Source organism: Mesorhizobium sp. WSM4884 (genome assembly GCF_029625675.1).
Taxonomy (GTDB): Bacteria; Pseudomonadota; Alphaproteobacteria; order Rhizobiales; family Rhizobiaceae; genus Mesorhizobium.
Map to the genome: position 1 here is coordinate 136,240 of NZ_JARTVO010000009.1, position 13,888 is coordinate 150,127.

The 13,888-nt window shown below is 61.7% G+C and carries 23 protein-coding genes and 1 pseudogene; 13 read left to right on the forward strand and 11 right to left on the reverse strand.

The features are described from left to right. Positions 1 to 24: 24 nt before the first annotated feature. Complete coding sequence (locus P9236_RS16645) at positions 25 to 279, reverse strand: hypothetical protein (protein WP_278075730.1); 255 nt, start codon at positions 277 to 279, stop codon at positions 25 to 27. Between the two features lie 141 nt (positions 280 to 420). On the opposite strand from P9236_RS16645, the gene P9236_RS16650 reads away from it, so the two are divergent. Continuing rightward, positions 421 to 1,158 (forward strand): Crp/Fnr family transcriptional regulator, encoded by a 738-nt coding sequence (locus P9236_RS16650; protein WP_278075731.1) that lies wholly within the window; start codon positions 421 to 423, stop codon positions 1,156 to 1,158. Between the two features lie 5 nt (positions 1,159 to 1,163). Here the strand turns inward: P9236_RS16650 and P9236_RS16655 are convergent, their stop codons facing one another. After that, positions 1,164 to 1,466, reverse strand: coding sequence for a DUF982 domain-containing protein (locus tag P9236_RS16655; RefSeq protein WP_278075732.1), 303 nt, complete (start codon positions 1,464 to 1,466; stop codon positions 1,164 to 1,166). A gap of 735 nt (positions 1,467 to 2,201) precedes the next feature. On the opposite strand from P9236_RS16655, the pseudogene P9236_RS16660 reads away from it, so the two are divergent. From P9236_RS16660 to P9236_RS16670, 3 genes and pseudogenes are all read left to right on the forward strand, one after another. After that, positions 2,202 to 2,411, forward strand: a pseudogene (locus P9236_RS16660) (SDR family oxidoreductase); the annotation flags it as partial. A 16-nt stretch (positions 2,412 to 2,427) separates the two neighbouring features. After that, entirely contained in the window at positions 2,428 to 2,745 is a 318-nt protein-coding gene (locus P9236_RS16665) for a hypothetical protein (RefSeq protein ID WP_278075733.1), read from the forward strand. Positions 2,746 to 3,147: 402 nt separating this feature from the next. Next, entirely contained in the window at positions 3,148 to 4,026 is an 879-nt protein-coding gene (locus tag P9236_RS16670) for a YihY/virulence factor BrkB family protein (RefSeq protein ID WP_278075734.1), read from the forward strand. A gap of 80 nt (positions 4,027 to 4,106) precedes the next feature. On the opposite strand, the gene P9236_RS16675 is transcribed toward P9236_RS16670, so the two are convergent. Further along, positions 4,107 to 4,562: a hypothetical protein gene (locus P9236_RS16675; protein WP_278075735.1), complete on the reverse strand. Its 456-nt coding sequence runs from the start codon at positions 4,560 to 4,562 to the stop codon at positions 4,107 to 4,109. Between P9236_RS16675 and P9236_RS16680 the strand changes: the two genes are divergently transcribed. Next, positions 4,561 to 4,911, forward strand: coding sequence for a low affinity iron permease family protein (locus P9236_RS16680; protein WP_278075736.1), 351 nt, complete (start codon positions 4,561 to 4,563; stop codon positions 4,909 to 4,911). The genes P9236_RS16675 and P9236_RS16680 overlap by 2 nt on opposite strands. A 42-nt stretch (positions 4,912 to 4,953) precedes the next feature. Here the strand turns inward: P9236_RS16680 and P9236_RS16685 are convergent, their stop codons facing one another. Next, positions 4,954 to 5,319 (reverse strand): low affinity iron permease family protein, encoded by a 366-nt coding sequence (locus P9236_RS16685; RefSeq protein ID WP_278075737.1) that lies wholly within the window; start codon positions 5,317 to 5,319, stop codon positions 4,954 to 4,956. Positions 5,320 to 5,407: 88 nt separating this feature from the next. Continuing rightward, a complete protein-coding gene (locus P9236_RS16690; protein WP_278075738.1) occupies positions 5,408 to 5,920 on the reverse strand; it encodes a ferritin-like domain-containing protein in 513 nt (170 codons plus the stop codon). A 496-nt stretch (positions 5,921 to 6,416) separates the two neighbouring features. On the opposite strand from P9236_RS16690, the gene P9236_RS16695 reads away from it, so the two are divergent. Beyond that, the gene (locus P9236_RS16695) at positions 6,417 to 6,620 is read left to right on the forward strand and encodes a hypothetical protein (RefSeq protein WP_278075739.1); all 204 of its coding nucleotides are present in this window, start codon (positions 6,417 to 6,419) and stop codon (positions 6,618 to 6,620) included. Positions 6,621 to 6,655: 35 nt separating this feature from the next. On the opposite strand, the gene P9236_RS16700 is transcribed toward P9236_RS16695, so the two are convergent. Next, positions 6,656 to 6,838, reverse strand: coding sequence for a hypothetical protein (locus tag P9236_RS16700; RefSeq protein WP_278075740.1), 183 nt, complete (start codon positions 6,836 to 6,838; stop codon positions 6,656 to 6,658). 126 nt (positions 6,839 to 6,964) lie between these two features. Further along, entirely contained in the window at positions 6,965 to 7,168 is a 204-nt protein-coding gene (locus P9236_RS16705) for a CsbD family protein (RefSeq protein WP_278075741.1), read from the reverse strand. A gap of 237 nt (positions 7,169 to 7,405) precedes the next feature. Here P9236_RS16705 and P9236_RS16710 point away from each other — a divergent pair, with 237 nt between their 5' ends. Next, on the forward strand, positions 7,406 to 7,816 hold the full coding sequence (locus P9236_RS16710) for an HD domain-containing protein (protein WP_278075742.1): 411 nt from the start codon (positions 7,406 to 7,408) through the stop codon (positions 7,814 to 7,816). Positions 7,817 to 7,852: 36 nt separating this feature from the next. On the opposite strand, the gene P9236_RS16715 is transcribed toward P9236_RS16710, so the two are convergent. Next, the gene (locus P9236_RS16715; protein WP_278075743.1) at positions 7,853 to 8,194 is read right to left on the reverse strand and encodes a hypothetical protein; all 342 of its coding nucleotides are present in this window, start codon (positions 8,192 to 8,194) and stop codon (positions 7,853 to 7,855) included. A gap of 271 nt (positions 8,195 to 8,465) precedes the next feature. Between P9236_RS16715 and P9236_RS16720 the strand changes: the two genes are divergently transcribed. From P9236_RS16720 to P9236_RS16735, 4 genes are all read left to right on the forward strand, one after another. Further along, positions 8,466 to 8,711 (forward strand): hypothetical protein, encoded by a 246-nt coding sequence (locus tag P9236_RS16720; RefSeq protein ID WP_278075744.1) that lies wholly within the window; start codon positions 8,466 to 8,468, stop codon positions 8,709 to 8,711. Between the two features lie 38 nt (positions 8,712 to 8,749). Then, positions 8,750 to 9,805: a PAS domain S-box protein gene (locus tag P9236_RS16725; RefSeq protein ID WP_278075745.1), complete on the forward strand. Its 1,056-nt coding sequence runs from the start codon at positions 8,750 to 8,752 to the stop codon at positions 9,803 to 9,805. 124 nt (positions 9,806 to 9,929) lie between these two features. Next, the gene (locus P9236_RS16730) at positions 9,930 to 10,289 is read left to right on the forward strand and encodes an SPW repeat protein (protein WP_278075746.1); all 360 of its coding nucleotides are present in this window, start codon (positions 9,930 to 9,932) and stop codon (positions 10,287 to 10,289) included. 250 nt (positions 10,290 to 10,539) lie between these two features. Continuing rightward, on the forward strand, positions 10,540 to 10,689 hold the full coding sequence (locus tag P9236_RS16735; protein WP_278075747.1) for a hypothetical protein: 150 nt from the start codon (positions 10,540 to 10,542) through the stop codon (positions 10,687 to 10,689). 25 nt (positions 10,690 to 10,714) lie between these two features. Here P9236_RS16735 and P9236_RS16740 read toward each other — a convergent pair whose 3' ends face one another. Both P9236_RS16740 and P9236_RS16745 read right to left on the reverse strand, forming a co-directional pair. Then, entirely contained in the window at positions 10,715 to 11,320 is a 606-nt protein-coding gene (locus tag P9236_RS16740; RefSeq protein WP_278075748.1) for a BrnA antitoxin family protein, read from the reverse strand. Between the two features lie 70 nt (positions 11,321 to 11,390). Beyond that, complete coding sequence (locus tag P9236_RS16745) at positions 11,391 to 11,861, reverse strand: Lrp/AsnC family transcriptional regulator (RefSeq protein WP_278075749.1); 471 nt, start codon at positions 11,859 to 11,861, stop codon at positions 11,391 to 11,393. A 140-nt stretch (positions 11,862 to 12,001) separates the two neighbouring features. Here P9236_RS16745 and P9236_RS16750 point away from each other — a divergent pair, with 140 nt between their 5' ends. Further along, complete coding sequence (locus P9236_RS16750; protein ID WP_278075750.1) at positions 12,002 to 12,793, forward strand: tryptophan 2,3-dioxygenase family protein; 792 nt, start codon at positions 12,002 to 12,004, stop codon at positions 12,791 to 12,793. A 184-nt stretch (positions 12,794 to 12,977) separates the two neighbouring features. Next, positions 12,978 to 13,397, forward strand: a complete 420-nt coding sequence (locus P9236_RS16755) for a DoxX family protein (protein WP_278075751.1) — start codon at positions 12,978 to 12,980, stop codon at positions 13,395 to 13,397. Between the two features lie 88 nt (positions 13,398 to 13,485). Here the strand turns inward: P9236_RS16755 and P9236_RS16760 are convergent, their stop codons facing one another. Then, positions 13,486 to 13,791 carry a hypothetical protein gene (locus P9236_RS16760; RefSeq protein ID WP_040975155.1) on the reverse strand — a complete coding sequence of 102 codons (306 nt, stop codon included), beginning with the start codon at positions 13,789 to 13,791 and terminating at the stop codon, positions 13,486 to 13,488. Between the last annotated feature and the right edge of the window lie 97 nt (positions 13,792 to 13,888).

A 13,888-nucleotide genomic window follows, 5' to 3' on the forward strand; every position in this document is an offset into this window, starting at 1 on the left:
CCTCTCCGGCCGATGCTTCCGAGTTCAGCTCCAGGCCGCATTCAGCGTGAGCGATGCCTCGAAAATCTGTTCGCTTTTTTCATTCCGCACTTTGACGGTTATTTTCAGTTTCTCGCCGCCCGGCATCTCGTCGCGCGCGACGTCGTGCAGGATCCGCAGCGTTTCCGCGGCGGCCCGCTCAGGGTTGGAAAGAACCTGCCCGTCGGCATCCATCTGAGTTTGTTCGGTGTTATATGGGTCGAAGTAGAAACGTTCCATCGGCGCCGCGATCCCGAACATTTTCGATGTTCAATTCACCGCCGCGAGCATGGTTCCAAGCACCTGATCCTGAGGGGAAATCGCTTGCGCCGGCCCCGTCTGAGCCAACGTGGCGACCGATCCCCTGCAACCGGCCCGATCCTCCAACGTTAGCTGTTGCGAATGGAGGACAAAAAGTCCCAATGCTGGAATCTGTTCCTCAACCTTGGTCAGCACGATGCCCTGTCGGACGAAGAGAAGGGATTGCTGGCCGGCGCCATGTCCATTGAGAGATATTTCGTCGTCGGCGAGGACATCGTTTCGGAGGGATCGAGGCCGAGCCACAGCACGCTGATCGTCGATGGTTTGGCGGCGCGCTACAAGGTTCTCGAGGATGGCGGGCGGCAGTTCACGTCACTGCAAGTCGCCGGCGACTTCGTCGACCTGCATGCCTTTCTGCTGAAGACCATGGACCACGGCATCATCGCGCTCTCGCCCTGCCACGTGGTGGGGGCCGGGCACAGCAGCCTGCGCGCGATAACCGAGCAGGCGCCGCATCTGACCAGGCTGCTTTGGCTGGACACGCTTGTCGACGGCGCTATCCATCGCGAATGGATCGTGGCGATGGGCCGCCGCTCGAAGACCTCGCATCTGGCGCATCTCATTTGCGAGCTGTTCGTCAGGCTTCAGGTGGTGAGAAAGACCCGCGACATGAGCTTCCATCTGCGGCTGTCGCAGGCAGAGCTTGCCGATGTGCTTGGCCTCTCGGTCGTCCATATGAACAGGGTGATTGCCACGCTGCGGCGCATGGGCGTGATCAACTGGGCGAACCACTGGGTCACTATCCTCGACTGGCCGCGTCTCGTCGACATCGCGGAATTCGACCCGACTTATCTCAGCATGAGGATCGAGCCGAGGTGAGGTGGTCAGCGCGGCGGACCCTTGCCCTTGCGTGACCACAGGTCGTCGAGCATGGTCAGCGCGGCACTAGGGTCTGCCGGCTTCAGCAGGCCCTGTCGCGCGGCGGCCTTCTTGAAGGCGGCGAAGGCAACCGCCGGCCGGCAGATGCCTGCCACGGCGTCATCCACCAGCCGCGCCGCCGCGAGATAGTCCGGCGCCTCTTTGTCTTTCCATGTCCCGTCCAGCGCCTTCTTCGCGTCGGCGATCGAGGAAACCACCATGGAGCCGCCATTGGCGAAGCGGATGGTGAGCGGCAGGAAGCGGCTCATTGGGTCACCATCCAAGCCATTCATACGCCCTCCAGGCGAGACCGGCGAAGGGCGCCGCGGTCAGTATCGCCGTGGCCAGGATGAAAATGGGATTGTTCATGCGAATGGATTTCATGTTGCCACCACAAAGATTTGGATCGCCATCAACGAAGTTGCCGCCACCAGGTTGCATCCGGGCGGGCGGGTACCGCTGCATGGACGAGCTACATGTTGCTCGCCGATCGCACAGGGGGCGCCGGACGGTGCGGCGGGCGCGGACGGGGCCTTAACGGCACGTCGGCGAGCGGGGCCTGGCCCGGCCTCGCAGGGGCGGTCGGCGCGGCAGCGCGCTGGCGCAGAAATGCCGTCGATAGCCTGCCGATCAGTTTTCGGACGTCCATGGAACTCTCCTCCTGAGAGTCCCCCCTAACAGCGATCGACTAGCACCTATGGCGACCTGCTCGCATTTAATTTTGATATGCGTGCGAAATGCCATGCAGCGGCCGCCGGGTCGGACGAAGGCCAACCTTTTCGACCGGCAAGCGTTGTCTCTCGGAGAAGGAGACAAACATGCCGACCAGCATCCGATCGAAAGCCGAAAGCGCCAAGGCCACGCGCAGGCAGCGTGGCGTGCAGGGCAAAGTCTATGCCACCGATCGCGGCAAGCCCAAGTCGCGGCCTGGCCCGATGCAGGCCGGCGCGCGCAAATATCCGGCGCCGCCTTTTCCGAAGCAGCATCATCCGAAGCCGGGCGAGGTCAACGCGGTGGCGCCCGGCCCGGTATGGACGCCGCTCAACCCGTCGGAAAAGGAGGCCGAGGACGTCGTCTCGCGGTTCGGCGCCCAGACGCCGATGAAGCGGCCCGCCCAGCCGGAGGAGATCGCACCGGCCTATGTGTTTCTAGCCTCGCCGCAATGCTCCAGCTACATCACCGGCGAAATCCTGCCGATCATCGGGGGCTACTGAACCTGAGGAGGATCCAATGAAGAAAGCACTTCTTGGCCTCGCCATCGTCCTGATGTCGGGAATCAGCGCCGTGGCACAGACCCAGCCGAAGAACCCGCAGATCGAGGATTGCCAGGTCAAACCGGATGAAAACGCGACGCCGAAGGCTAACGGCGAGCAGCCGAAAGCCCAGGCCAACGATCAGTCCAACAACCTTTCCGGCAGCCTGGAGCCTTGCGGCGGCGTGCTGAAGCCGCCGCCGACCGGCGACAAGAACGCCACTGTTCCGCCGGCCGACAACAGCCAGATGCCGGTGATCAAGCCGGGCGAGCTGCCGCCGCAAACGCCAAAATAGATATGCCGGGCCGGCCTGGCTTGAAACTTTTCAAGGTCGGGCGAGTTACTGTCCGGTAGTCCCGGATACCCTGAACTACTTCCCTCGATTGCCGCCCCGGTTCTCCCATCCGGGGCGGCTTTTGCTGGATCGGCACGCATTCAAATTGTTCATATTGCCGGATCTTCGCCGGCGCCGAAGCGCGGAACCATCGGGCTTTTGCCGAATTGACTTCGGCGGGCCGCGTCAGCCGGACCTGGTGGCAAAGAGAACAGGGTGGTTTTTCCGGCTTCATACCCTGGCCAACGAAAAGGCAGTCGAGCTCTTGTCCCACCCGGCCCGCTCCAAATTCGGGCGAGCGCGCATGGCAAGATGTCCGGCATTCGAACCTGCATCTCCCGTTCGAGATAGGCGGTGAGGAACATGCCGCGCTGGTTCCAGGAAGCCTGGGTTCTGCTAAAAGAGAGCGTCACCGGTTTTCTCGACGACAATGCGCTGAGCCATGGCGCGGCAATGGCCTTCTACGCCGCAACCTCGCTGGCGCCGATCCTTCTGATCGTCGTGGCGGTCGCGGGTATCGTCATCGGCAACGACGCCGCGCAACTTGCCCTTTCGGCCGAGTTCGCGGGCGTGATGGGCCCGCAGAGCGCCGACCTTCTCAGGGCAACGATCGAGACCGCCTCGCACCGCGGATCGAGCACGCTGGCCACAGTCATCGGGCTGGTGGCGCTGCTTGTCACCGCCTCCGGCGTCTTCGGCGAGATGCAGCAGTCGCTGAACCAGATATGGAAGGTCAAGCCCAATGGCGTTTCGCTTTCACGGCTGGTCCGGGCGAGGGCGGCGAGCCTCGGCCTCGTGGCGGCTCTCGGTTTTATGCTTCTGGTATCGCTTGCCGCAAGCACGGCGATCTCGGCGCTGGGCGAATACATCAACCGGCGTCTGCCGTTCGGCGAACTGATCGTGAGCTCGATCAACACCGTCGTCTCCTTTGTGCTGATCGCGCTGCTCTTCGCGGCGATCTATAAGGTCCTGCCGGACCGCACGCTCAAATGGCGCGACGTCGGCGTCGGCTCGATCGTCACCGCGCTTTTGTTCACCATCGGCAAGTCGCTGATCGGCTGGTACATCGGCACCAGCGCCATCGCCACCTCCTATGGCGCTGCCGGCGCGCTGATGGTCGTGCTGCTGTGGGTCTATTACTCTGCCCAGATATTCCTCTTTGGCGCCGAGATCACCCGCGCCTATTCGGTGCGGAGCGGCAGCCAGCGGGATCTCGCGCCGGTGGTCGGCGGCGAGCGGTAAAACGCCACGGTCGGACAGTCCATCCAGGCTGGGTATATCGGAGGGCGAGGTTGTCCTGTGGATCCTTCTCACCAGCCTGATTACGGTGCTGGTCTCGGGGTTCCGGCGGTGGAGGCGGGGGTGACGCTGCTCGCCGGCGATCCGAGGCTTGGCTTTTTTCGGTTCCGCCGCTCCTCCTGACGCTTTTCGATTTCGTAGGAAAGCCAGCGGCAGAACATGCCGGCGATCGACGTGGCGGCGCCGCCGAGCAGGCAGGCGGTCAGCAGCGGACTTTTCGACGCGCTCTCCCAACTGACGATCGCCAGCAAGGCCACGCTGATCGTCGAGACCATATAGCCTATGCCCTTGAGCAAATGAAGCGACGGTCTGGTCATTTGGAGAAGCCGCCCTTTCGCCATGAGGAACAAACACCCTCTACTGAAGTTCCATCTTCGCAGTGTCCCTCCAAGGTAGCTGCCGGCCGGCCGATACGTCCGGTCGGGCCTGCGCTTTGCAAAAAGGCGCAGGCCTTCGCCGCGAAGTGACAGGGCTTCCATGCATCGACCGCTCTACGTCCTTGCCGAGTTCTTCTCCAGACCATGGGGACTTTATGTGCTGCTGACAGCCGCGCTGATTTGTGCCGCTGTCGCCAGCGCCCCTCTCGGCACCTATATCGTCTCGATCTCGGCATTAGGACTCACCGGCGTCGTGCTGATCCAGAACGCGCGCGATACGGCCGCCATGCAGGCCAAGCTCAACGAAATCATCATTGCGCTGGAGGCCGCCCGCAACGAGGTTGTCGGCCTAGAGCATAAATCGCCGGAGCACATAAACGAGGAACTGGAGAATATCGAAACCCATGCTGCCGCGGCTGGCGTGAGCGCTTCCAGGCCCGCGTCCCGGTGAACAACCGAACGATCGGCGCAACCGTCAACCTTTGAACTTTCTCTAGGCGTCGGCCATCTGCCTTCTCCTTGCCTCTGCGCAGCGGGCGCGGAGCTCTTCGACCTCGGCTTCAGTGAGATGTTCTATGCCGATGAAATCATTCTTGGCGTGGCCGGAGCGGATCAATTCGTCGAGCTTGGCCTGCACGGCGGCTCCGTCGCGGTTCTGTGTGTTCTGGATCAGGAATACCATCAGGAAGGTGATGACCGTGGTCCCGGTGTTGACGACGAGCTGCCAGGTCTCCGAGTAGTGGAACACCGGCCCGGTTCCTCCCCAGACCAGAACCGATGCCAGGCAGAGAGCAAAGGCCCACGGCCTGCCGGTAGCGCGGGCAACGGCCTCCGCCATTCGGTTGAACGCCTTTTCCATGTGACGGTCTCAAATCGCGCCCGCCTGGGACGTGAATCCCAGGCCTCGGGAAAGGGGCAGGATTGAGGGAAGATTCCTCCCTCCACCCCTAAGCTGCTTCGGCCGCTACGTTGACGGCCGATTCGGCAAGCTCGGTAAGTGCCGCGTCAGTCTCCTTTTCCTCTGCGAGCGTCTTGTCGAAAAGGTTGACGGCTTCGGTCAGGCCGAGTTCGGATGCCCAGGTCCGAAGCGTGCCGTAGCGCGAGATTTCGTAATGCTCGACCGCCTGTGCCGCCGCCAGCAGGCCGGCGTCGAGGGAAGGGGAACCCTTATACTCTTCCATGATCTCAGCGCCTTCCTCGGTGATGCCCATGATCGCGGCGCAAGTCTTGCCGACGGGTTTCTTGTCGATCACATCGAACACTTCCTCGAGCCGAGCCACATGTTCCTCGGTTTGGACGCGATGTTTTTCGAAGGCCGTCTTCAGGGCGTCGTCCTGCGCCGCCTTGGCCATCTTGGGCAGCGTCGTGAGGATCTTCTTCTCGGCGAAGTAAATGTCCTTCAGCGTGTCGTGGAAAAGTTCGTTCAAGCCTTTCTTCGAGGCTGTTTTCGTGCTCGCCATGTCTTCGATCTCCCGGTGGGGTTGGTCAGCCTCAACTCGATCCGAAACGACTTGTTCCAGAAAGAATTTTGGCCAGGAGAATCCCGGAAACGATCTTTTGTTATTGACTGCCCGTTTCAGTGCTCGGGTGGCTGAGGCCTAAAGCGTGCCGGTCTTTGGTCCTGCCTCCGCCTAAAGTGCGTCGCAATTTTTCAGATTCGCTCCATGCGCTTTAGGTTTTTGATTTTACGCATGTCTTTGTCCCGAAACCGGTTCCCACTTTCGGGAGACATGCTTTAGCCGGAACAGTTTTGAAAGGTGCTTCCAGTCCGCCATAGGCTGAAGTCTCGACAGGACACTCGGCTGGCCGTGGCAGCGGTATCGAACTCGAGCGCCTTCGATGCCGCGGGGCGCCGCACGCAGGCCCGGCGCAAGCGCCGAATCGCCGCTTTGTCTCAGCCCTTGAAACTTTGTCTAGCCGAACGCGTTGCCTGACTTATCAAGCGGGAGGAACATTATGATGCTGAAGACGGGGCCGGGCTGGGAGCAAGCCTATGAACCCCTCGAGTTTGCTCAGAAGCACGGCATGACCTTGAAGCAGGCCGAAATCGTCATCCGTACCAATGGCCCCTCGCGGTACAAGTGCGATCTCGCTGCCTCGATCTTCCTCCGGGCAATAAGGAAACTCGCGAAGGGCCGTAACAATCGCCCGCCGACCTGAACGACTATGACCGCACAGATACTTTCGTTTTTTGGCTAGCCCTTGCGCTTTCTACTGTCGGACGTCTCGAGTGCTGGTGCCGCCGCCTCGCGCATCAGCCGCAGCGCCTCTTCTGGGGTCAGGCCGCATTTGCGGGCAAAGTAGGCTGCCTCATAGGCCTCGGCGGCGGATGTCGCCGTGACGACGGTTGGGCTGGGTGCGTTCTTCTTCTTGGCCATCGGTTCAGTGTGCCATGAATCACTTAGTCAGCTAATATGGCACCATTGTTCTGAAATCAAAATTCCCGACTTTCGATACCGCAGCCCGGTGAGGGGCTGCGGACTGATTCATCCGGACCGCGGGCGCTACCAGCCTTGGCGGCTCGCCCAGTCGTCGACGTCGCGGCGGACACGGTCCTTTGCGATGCCGTAGCGTTCCTGGATCTTGCCTTCGAGCTGGTCGCGCTTGCCCGCGATGCGGTCGAGGTCGTCGTCGGTAAGCTTGCCCCACTGTTCCTTCACCTTGCCCTTGACCTGCTTCCAGTTTCCTTCGACGCGGTTCCAATCCATGGCGCGGACCTCCTTTACTTGCACAATGTGCTAACGGCGGCGCCGGCCGCAGGTTCCTGTTTTTCGGCCGGCAGCGAAGGAACATTTAGACGCTGCTGATGTTCCTGTTTGCAGTACGGCGCGCATTCCCCGCATCCTCGCGAAAGGCGCGCTGCCGGATCGGGTATCCAGAGCCCGGCCCAGCCCGCTCCGGTCGTCCTCCCTCCGGGGCGGGCTTCCAAATAGAGAGAGGAGATCATGCTTTACCAGGCAGCGAAGATCGCTGAAGACGTCCACCGCGGCCAGAAGGACAAGACCGGCCGTCCCTACATCGAACATGTGAGGCGCGTTGCTGACGCCGTCGAAACGCTCGACGAAAAGACCGTCGCCTACCTGCACGACGTGGTCGAAAAAGGCGAGGGCTGGACGCTCGAGCGGCTCGAGATGGCAGGCTTCGGCTTTCCGGTGGTCGCGGCGGTCGACGCGCTGACGAGGCGGCTGGACGAAGGCGAACGGGCTTTCATCTCTCGCGCCGCGGCGAATCCGCTGGCGAGGCCGGTCAAGCAAGCAGACCTCAGGGACAATTTGTGGCAGGCGCGCCAGATGGGCATCGAGCCGAGGAAATATGAAACCGGACTGCGCCTGTTGGATGAACAGGCCAACGGCTGATGGCCGGGCGTCGGTTCCAACCGCTAGCCCCGCCCGTCAGCACTTGTCATCCACGTGCAGCAGATTCGTTAGGCCGTCCGAAAGCGGCGACCGTTCTTTCAACGCCTTTTCCAGATCGTTGCGGTTATCGGCTGGACAGGGGTCGGGCAGGTCGAGCGCCGTCCGCGCCTCGTCGTCGAACTCAATGGCCGCGCCATAGAGTTGTGCCACCTGCAGCACCAAACTCTCGATATCCTCGCGGGCGATGTTCTCCTCGACGTTGTCGAGCCTGACTTCTTCCGACAACCTGATGATGTTGACAATCCCGTCCGCCCACAGGGCCTGCTGGACCTTGCAATGGACGTCGTTGCGCAACCGGTCGGAAAATCCTCGTAACATTGGAACCCTCCCTTTCACGGCGGGCGTCCCTCTTTGGGTACAATGTGCCCGAAGCGAGCGGATGGCAATACACAAATCTTAAAATCATTAAATAAATCAGTAAGTTAGCATAAGGTGTCAAAGGCGGTCTCGCAGCATCGTTGGTATCGTTGGTGCCAGTCTCCCTTCACGCATCGGCCCTCCTTGACGTCTTATGCGGCCAACCCTAGTTCTACTCAAAGTGAGGCACTTACTCATTTTGTGGTGTTGAACGTCTGTGGTGGAGGCAAAAGTGGCTGAGCTTGAGCGGCCGCAGCGGCTGCAGATCATGCTGACCGACGAGGAGTTGGCGGCGCTGGAAAACTGGCGTTTCGAAAAGCGCATGCCGAGCCGTTCTGCCGCGGTGCGTGAATTGCTGCGCCGAGGTCTTGCGTCGGACGGCTTCCTGACTGCCGAGGCTGGGGTGAAGTCACAGGATTTCGGCGTGCTGGCTCCTGAAAAAGCCAACGGCGATATTCCCGACCATTCCAAGGCCTAGGCGCTTGCCTTGACCCCCAGTCGCGCTAGCTAACGCCCATGGCGAAATCCGGGGGCAGGGAATCACAAGATGCCAGCGCAAATGCGCGGCTGGCGGCCATCGTCGACTCCTCGTTCGACGCCATTATCGCCAAGGACCTGAACAGCACCATCACCGACTGGAACCGCGCGGCCGAACGCATGTTCGGCTATAGCGCGCAAGAAGCCATCGGCCGATCGATGCTGCTCCTCATCCCGGAGCATCTGCATGACGAAGAAGCCGACATCATCGGCCGCATCCGCAAAGGCGAGGGCGTGGCGAGCTTCGACACGATGCGGAGGCGCAAGGACGGCTCACTGCTTGCCGTTTCGATAACGGTGTCGCCGATCAGGAGCCTTTCCGGCAATATTGTCGGTGCATCCACGATCGCCCGCGACATCACCGCCGCCAAGGAAAGCGAGCGCCGCATTCGGCTCTTGATGCGCGAAGTCAACCATCGCGTGAAGAATCAGTTCGCGGTGATCCTGTCGATGGTGCGGGAAACCAACAAGCGCTCGGCCAGCCCCGGCGAGTTCGAGGAGATGATCCGCGCCCGCATCATGGCGCTGTCGCGCTCGCACGATCTTCTTGTCACTTCGGAATGGGCGGGAGCGAGCCTGTTCGACCTCATCCAGGAACATCTGAAACCGTTCGGCCATGAGGAGCGCATCTCGCTCTCCGGTCCCTTGCTGACGCTGCAGTCGAACGCCGTGCAGAATCTCGGCATGGCCTTCCACGAGCTTGGCACCAACTCGTCGAAATATGGTGCGCTGGCAGGCGAGGGCGGTCGCGTCGAGATCACCTGGACAGTCGAGACCGATCCAGAGGCGCGGCGCCGATTTCAACTTGTCTGGCAGGAGACGTCGAATGCCGATGCCGGCAATGGCGAGCCAAATGAGGAGGCGCGCAAGGGTTTTGGCACGGTGGTGCTGCAGCGCGTGGCGCCGCAATCGCTGAGCGGCTTCTCCAAGCTCGAACGCTCGTCGGGCGCGTTGAAGTGGTCGCTGACGGCGCCGCTCGAGGCCATCGTCGTGCCGCAGCTCGGCGCCGAAAGCGAAAGCGATTTCAGCGTCTAAGGCACCCTGTGCGGCTGGCCTCTCCCTTGCAGGCCCGTAAAAGTGTATTACATCAATTAACAGAGCGTGCGCATCGCACGCTGAATACAGTTGCTTTGGTCAAGCTTCATCGATGGAGGTTGTCATGGCAAGCAAACTGATGGAAGAAAGGAAGAGCAAGGACTGGGTCACCTTGGTCCTCGCGATCTGCCTGTTCATCTCACCCTGGGTCATCGGATTCACCGCGGCAATGATGCCCGCGTGGAACGCCTGGATTGTCGGCGTCCTGCTCGGCGCGCTTGCCCTGGCAACGCTTTCGGTGTTCGCAGAATGGGAGGAATGGGTAAATATGGTCCTCGGGCTCTGGCTGATCGTCTCGCCCTGGCTGCTGCACTTCGCGGCTGACAGGAACGTAATGATCACGCATGTCGTCCTCGGCGTGCTCGTGGTCGCGGCGTCGGCATGGGCCGTCTGGGACGTTCGCCACCCGCACGCGCATGCGTAAGCGGTGACTGACCGGGAGCCCGCCGCGCAAGCGGCGAGCTCCTTTAAAAGCAATTCCAGGAAAAGTGTGCCGCGGTTTTCCGTCCGGAATTGCGCAAAAGCAAAAGAGCAATTCCAGGAAAAGTGTGCCGCGGTTTTCCGTCCGGAATTGCGTGAGAAACATATCGGGGCGTCGGGGCTGAACGGCGATTTGCGACCTCACGCAGTTGCTGCAACCGAGATTTTTTCGTGCATTCTTGGGAATGGCTCCGATGCTCCACCCCGACAGCCCCGCCAAATGCTGCTCCTATTGCGGTGGCCGCGACCATGATTTCGAAGAGTGCCCGAAGCGCAAGGCCGACGCCGAGAAGGAAGAGGTGCAGGAGCCCGAGCCGGGTGGCCGCGCGTCTTCAGCGAATTGAACTGAATGTAACCATAGCCGCCAGGCTACCGAACGGCATGTTTCAGTTTCGCCGCCTTGCGGAGGTCTTCGTTCATTCGCGTCTGCCAGCCTGGGCCTTGCGCGCGGTAGGCGCTGAGCACATCGGGATCGAGCTTCAGTGAGACAGCCACCTTCTTTACTTCGGCGGGTGGGCGGCCGGGCTTGCGATGCGGCAGCGCTTCTGCTGGCTGCGCCTCCGGATCGGCCAGCGCCGCCGCCCTGATCGCCGCGTCCTCCTCTTCTGACAGGTGGGAAAGGGCGGCCCGAGCGATGGCGAGAGCTTCCTCGCGGGTGCGCTTCGGCGGAGATGCCTCCCGGTGCACGATTGCGGAACGGGAACGCTTAGAGGCTTTCGACATAGTTCTCGATCTCCTTCCTCGTGGCTCGCGCAGCGAAATCACCCGGATCGTTTCGCCTCGCTCGACATAGACCATCACATAGACAGAAAGGCCGATGATGCTCGTAGCGACCAGGCGTTCCTCGCCGTAATTCTCGCTGTCGTCGATTGCGACGATGGCGTTTGCGAAATCGAATTCCAAAGCGAGTTCGAAATCGATGCCGTGCTTGGCCTTATTGGTCTTAGCCTTCACAGCATCCCATTCGAAACGCATCGCCCCGCCTGTTTCGATAATTAAAGTATATACTGAAATTACTCTATGATTGCAAGATTCTCATACCATTTCACCCCCTCAGCGCATGCCCTGCCGCGTCGGCGAACGAGATATCGCCCTTGATCTCGCGCATCGCCATCGAGGTGACGGTGCGGCGCACGCCGGGCAACCGGCTGAGCTCCTCGCGCAGCATCCTGTCCAGCGCCCTCATGTCGACGGTGACGATCTGCAACAGATAATCGGCCTCGCCGGTCGTGGCGTAGCAGCGGCGGATCAACGGGTGTCTCTTCACCGCCGCCTCGAAGGCGTCCGACACCTCGAAGTCGATCGACACCTGGATGAAGGCCTCGATGCCGAAGCCGATCGCCGCCGGATCGATGCGGGTGGAATAGCCGCGGATGACGCCGGCATCCTTCAGCGCCTTCACCCGTTTCCAGCACGGCGTCTTGCTCAAGCCCACCTCCTCGGCCAGTTCGCCGAAGGAGATGCGCGCGTCGCGCTCGAGGGCTGCCACGATCCTGCGGTCGAGCGCATCCAACATATGTCGTTCTCCAACATCACGTAAATTGACGGCGATCGTCCTTCGCTTTTCATCATTTGGATAACAGAAAGGAACAATGTTCAAGCCAAAAGCGCTATCCTTGGCTATCTGCCGGACCATGCCGTGCGAGGAGATCAGCCATGGACAAGTCGGACTATCACGCCCGTATCGAGGCGCCCGAAATGCGCGACTACGGCGTCTATCTCAAATGCGACCAACTGCTCGCCTGCCAGAAGCCGCTCGCCGACATGGTCAACGCCGACGAGCTGCAGTTCCAGATCGTGCACCAGGTCGAGGAGCTGTGGATGAAGCTCATCGCCTACACGCTGGTCGACGTCCTCGACTATCTGGAGAGACAGGACACCCATCGTATCGTGACGCTGATGGGCCGCGTGCACCGGCTGATGCGCATGATGACGGCGCAGCTCGACCTCCTGGAGACGATGTCGCCCAAGGAGTACCAGCAGATCCGCCTCGAGCTCGGCAACGGCAGCGGCCAGGAGTCGCCGGGCTTCAAGCTCATCCTGCGCCTGCCGCCGGATCTCTGGCGGGCCTTCAAACACGCCTATCTCGATAGCCGCGGGCTCTCGGTCGAGGACATCTATGACGCCCATTACGACCATGGCGATGCTTACGTCGTGGCCGAGGCGCTGATCGAGTTCGACGAGCTGTTCCAGAAATTCCGCGCCAACCACCTCTATCTGATCCACCGCTCGATCGGCCTCGGCGCGAAGTCGTTGAAAGGCCGCCCGGTGGAAATCCTCGAAGGCGGCGCCCGCCACCGCTTCTTCCCCGAGCTGTGGGACATACGCTGCGACATGACCGACCGCTGGGGCGCCGCCTACGGCACCGTCCGCGATTCGATCAGCCATCCGCCGCACCGTTCTCCTTCTCCCCTTGTGGGAGAAGGTGGCCGCGAAGCGGCCGGATGAGGGTATTCTAGGGAACGCCGACGCCTCACTCCGCTGGAACACCCCTCATCCGTCTCGGCGCTTCGCGCCGATCCACCTTCTCCCACAAGGGGAGAAGGGGAAAAATTTCCACCCCCCCTGTCGGAACCATCGCCCGTCGTCCGTCCTTGGAGCACATCGACCGCTTCAACCCGGAGGGACAAACGTGGAAACGCAATCGACCTGGCAAACCGCCGCCATTCTCATCGCCCGCCTGATCTTCGCCGCCATGTTTGCGATGGGGGCGGCGTTCAAGTTCATGGATATGGGGGCCACCGCCGGCTACATCGCCGCCGCCGGCTTCCCGTTCCCGCTGTTCCTGGCTTGGTGCGCCGCGATCCTCGAAACGCTGCTGGTGATCGCCTTCCTGACCGGCGCCTTCTTCACCCCGGCGGCGCTGATTGCCGCGATTTACGTGCTCTTCCTCGGCTTTGCCTTCCACGGCCCGTCGCACTGGGCCGGCAACCAGGCCGAGTTCGGCGCCTTCATGTCGCATTTCCCGTTCGCCGCCGGCCTGCTTTTCGCCGCAGCGCACGGCCCGGGCAGCGTGCTGGCGGTCCGGCAAGGCTGGCCGGGCAAGGCGTGAGATTTTCCCTTCTCTTCACGGGGAGAAGGTGCCCGAGGGGCGGATGAGGGGCAGCGCCGAGTTTGCCTGGAAACCGCTTCCCTCGACCTCACATCTGGTCGTTGTACGGCTCCTTCATCTGGCCGACCATGCGCGCCAGCTTGGAGAAGGACGGCATGTCCGCTTCGGGCTGGCACTGGTTGGCGAGCTCGAGCAGGCGGATCGGGAAGTTGACGGCGTCGCGGCTCGACGCCGACATGCCCTCGGACCGGTCCTCGCCGGTCTCGACCGCTTCGGCCTTGCGCAGCGCGATGTCGATCTCCTCGACCGTCAGCACACCCTTGCGCACCAGCACATGATTGATTGCCGCGACGGCCATCAGCAGGCCCTCGAGTTGCAGATTGGCGACGTTCATGGCGCTTCCTCCCATTGACCTCGCCTCAAAAACGCGCGAGCGGCGTTTCCGATCCGGTACGATGCTTGGTGCCGCTTCGGGATCGAGGACCGGCGGT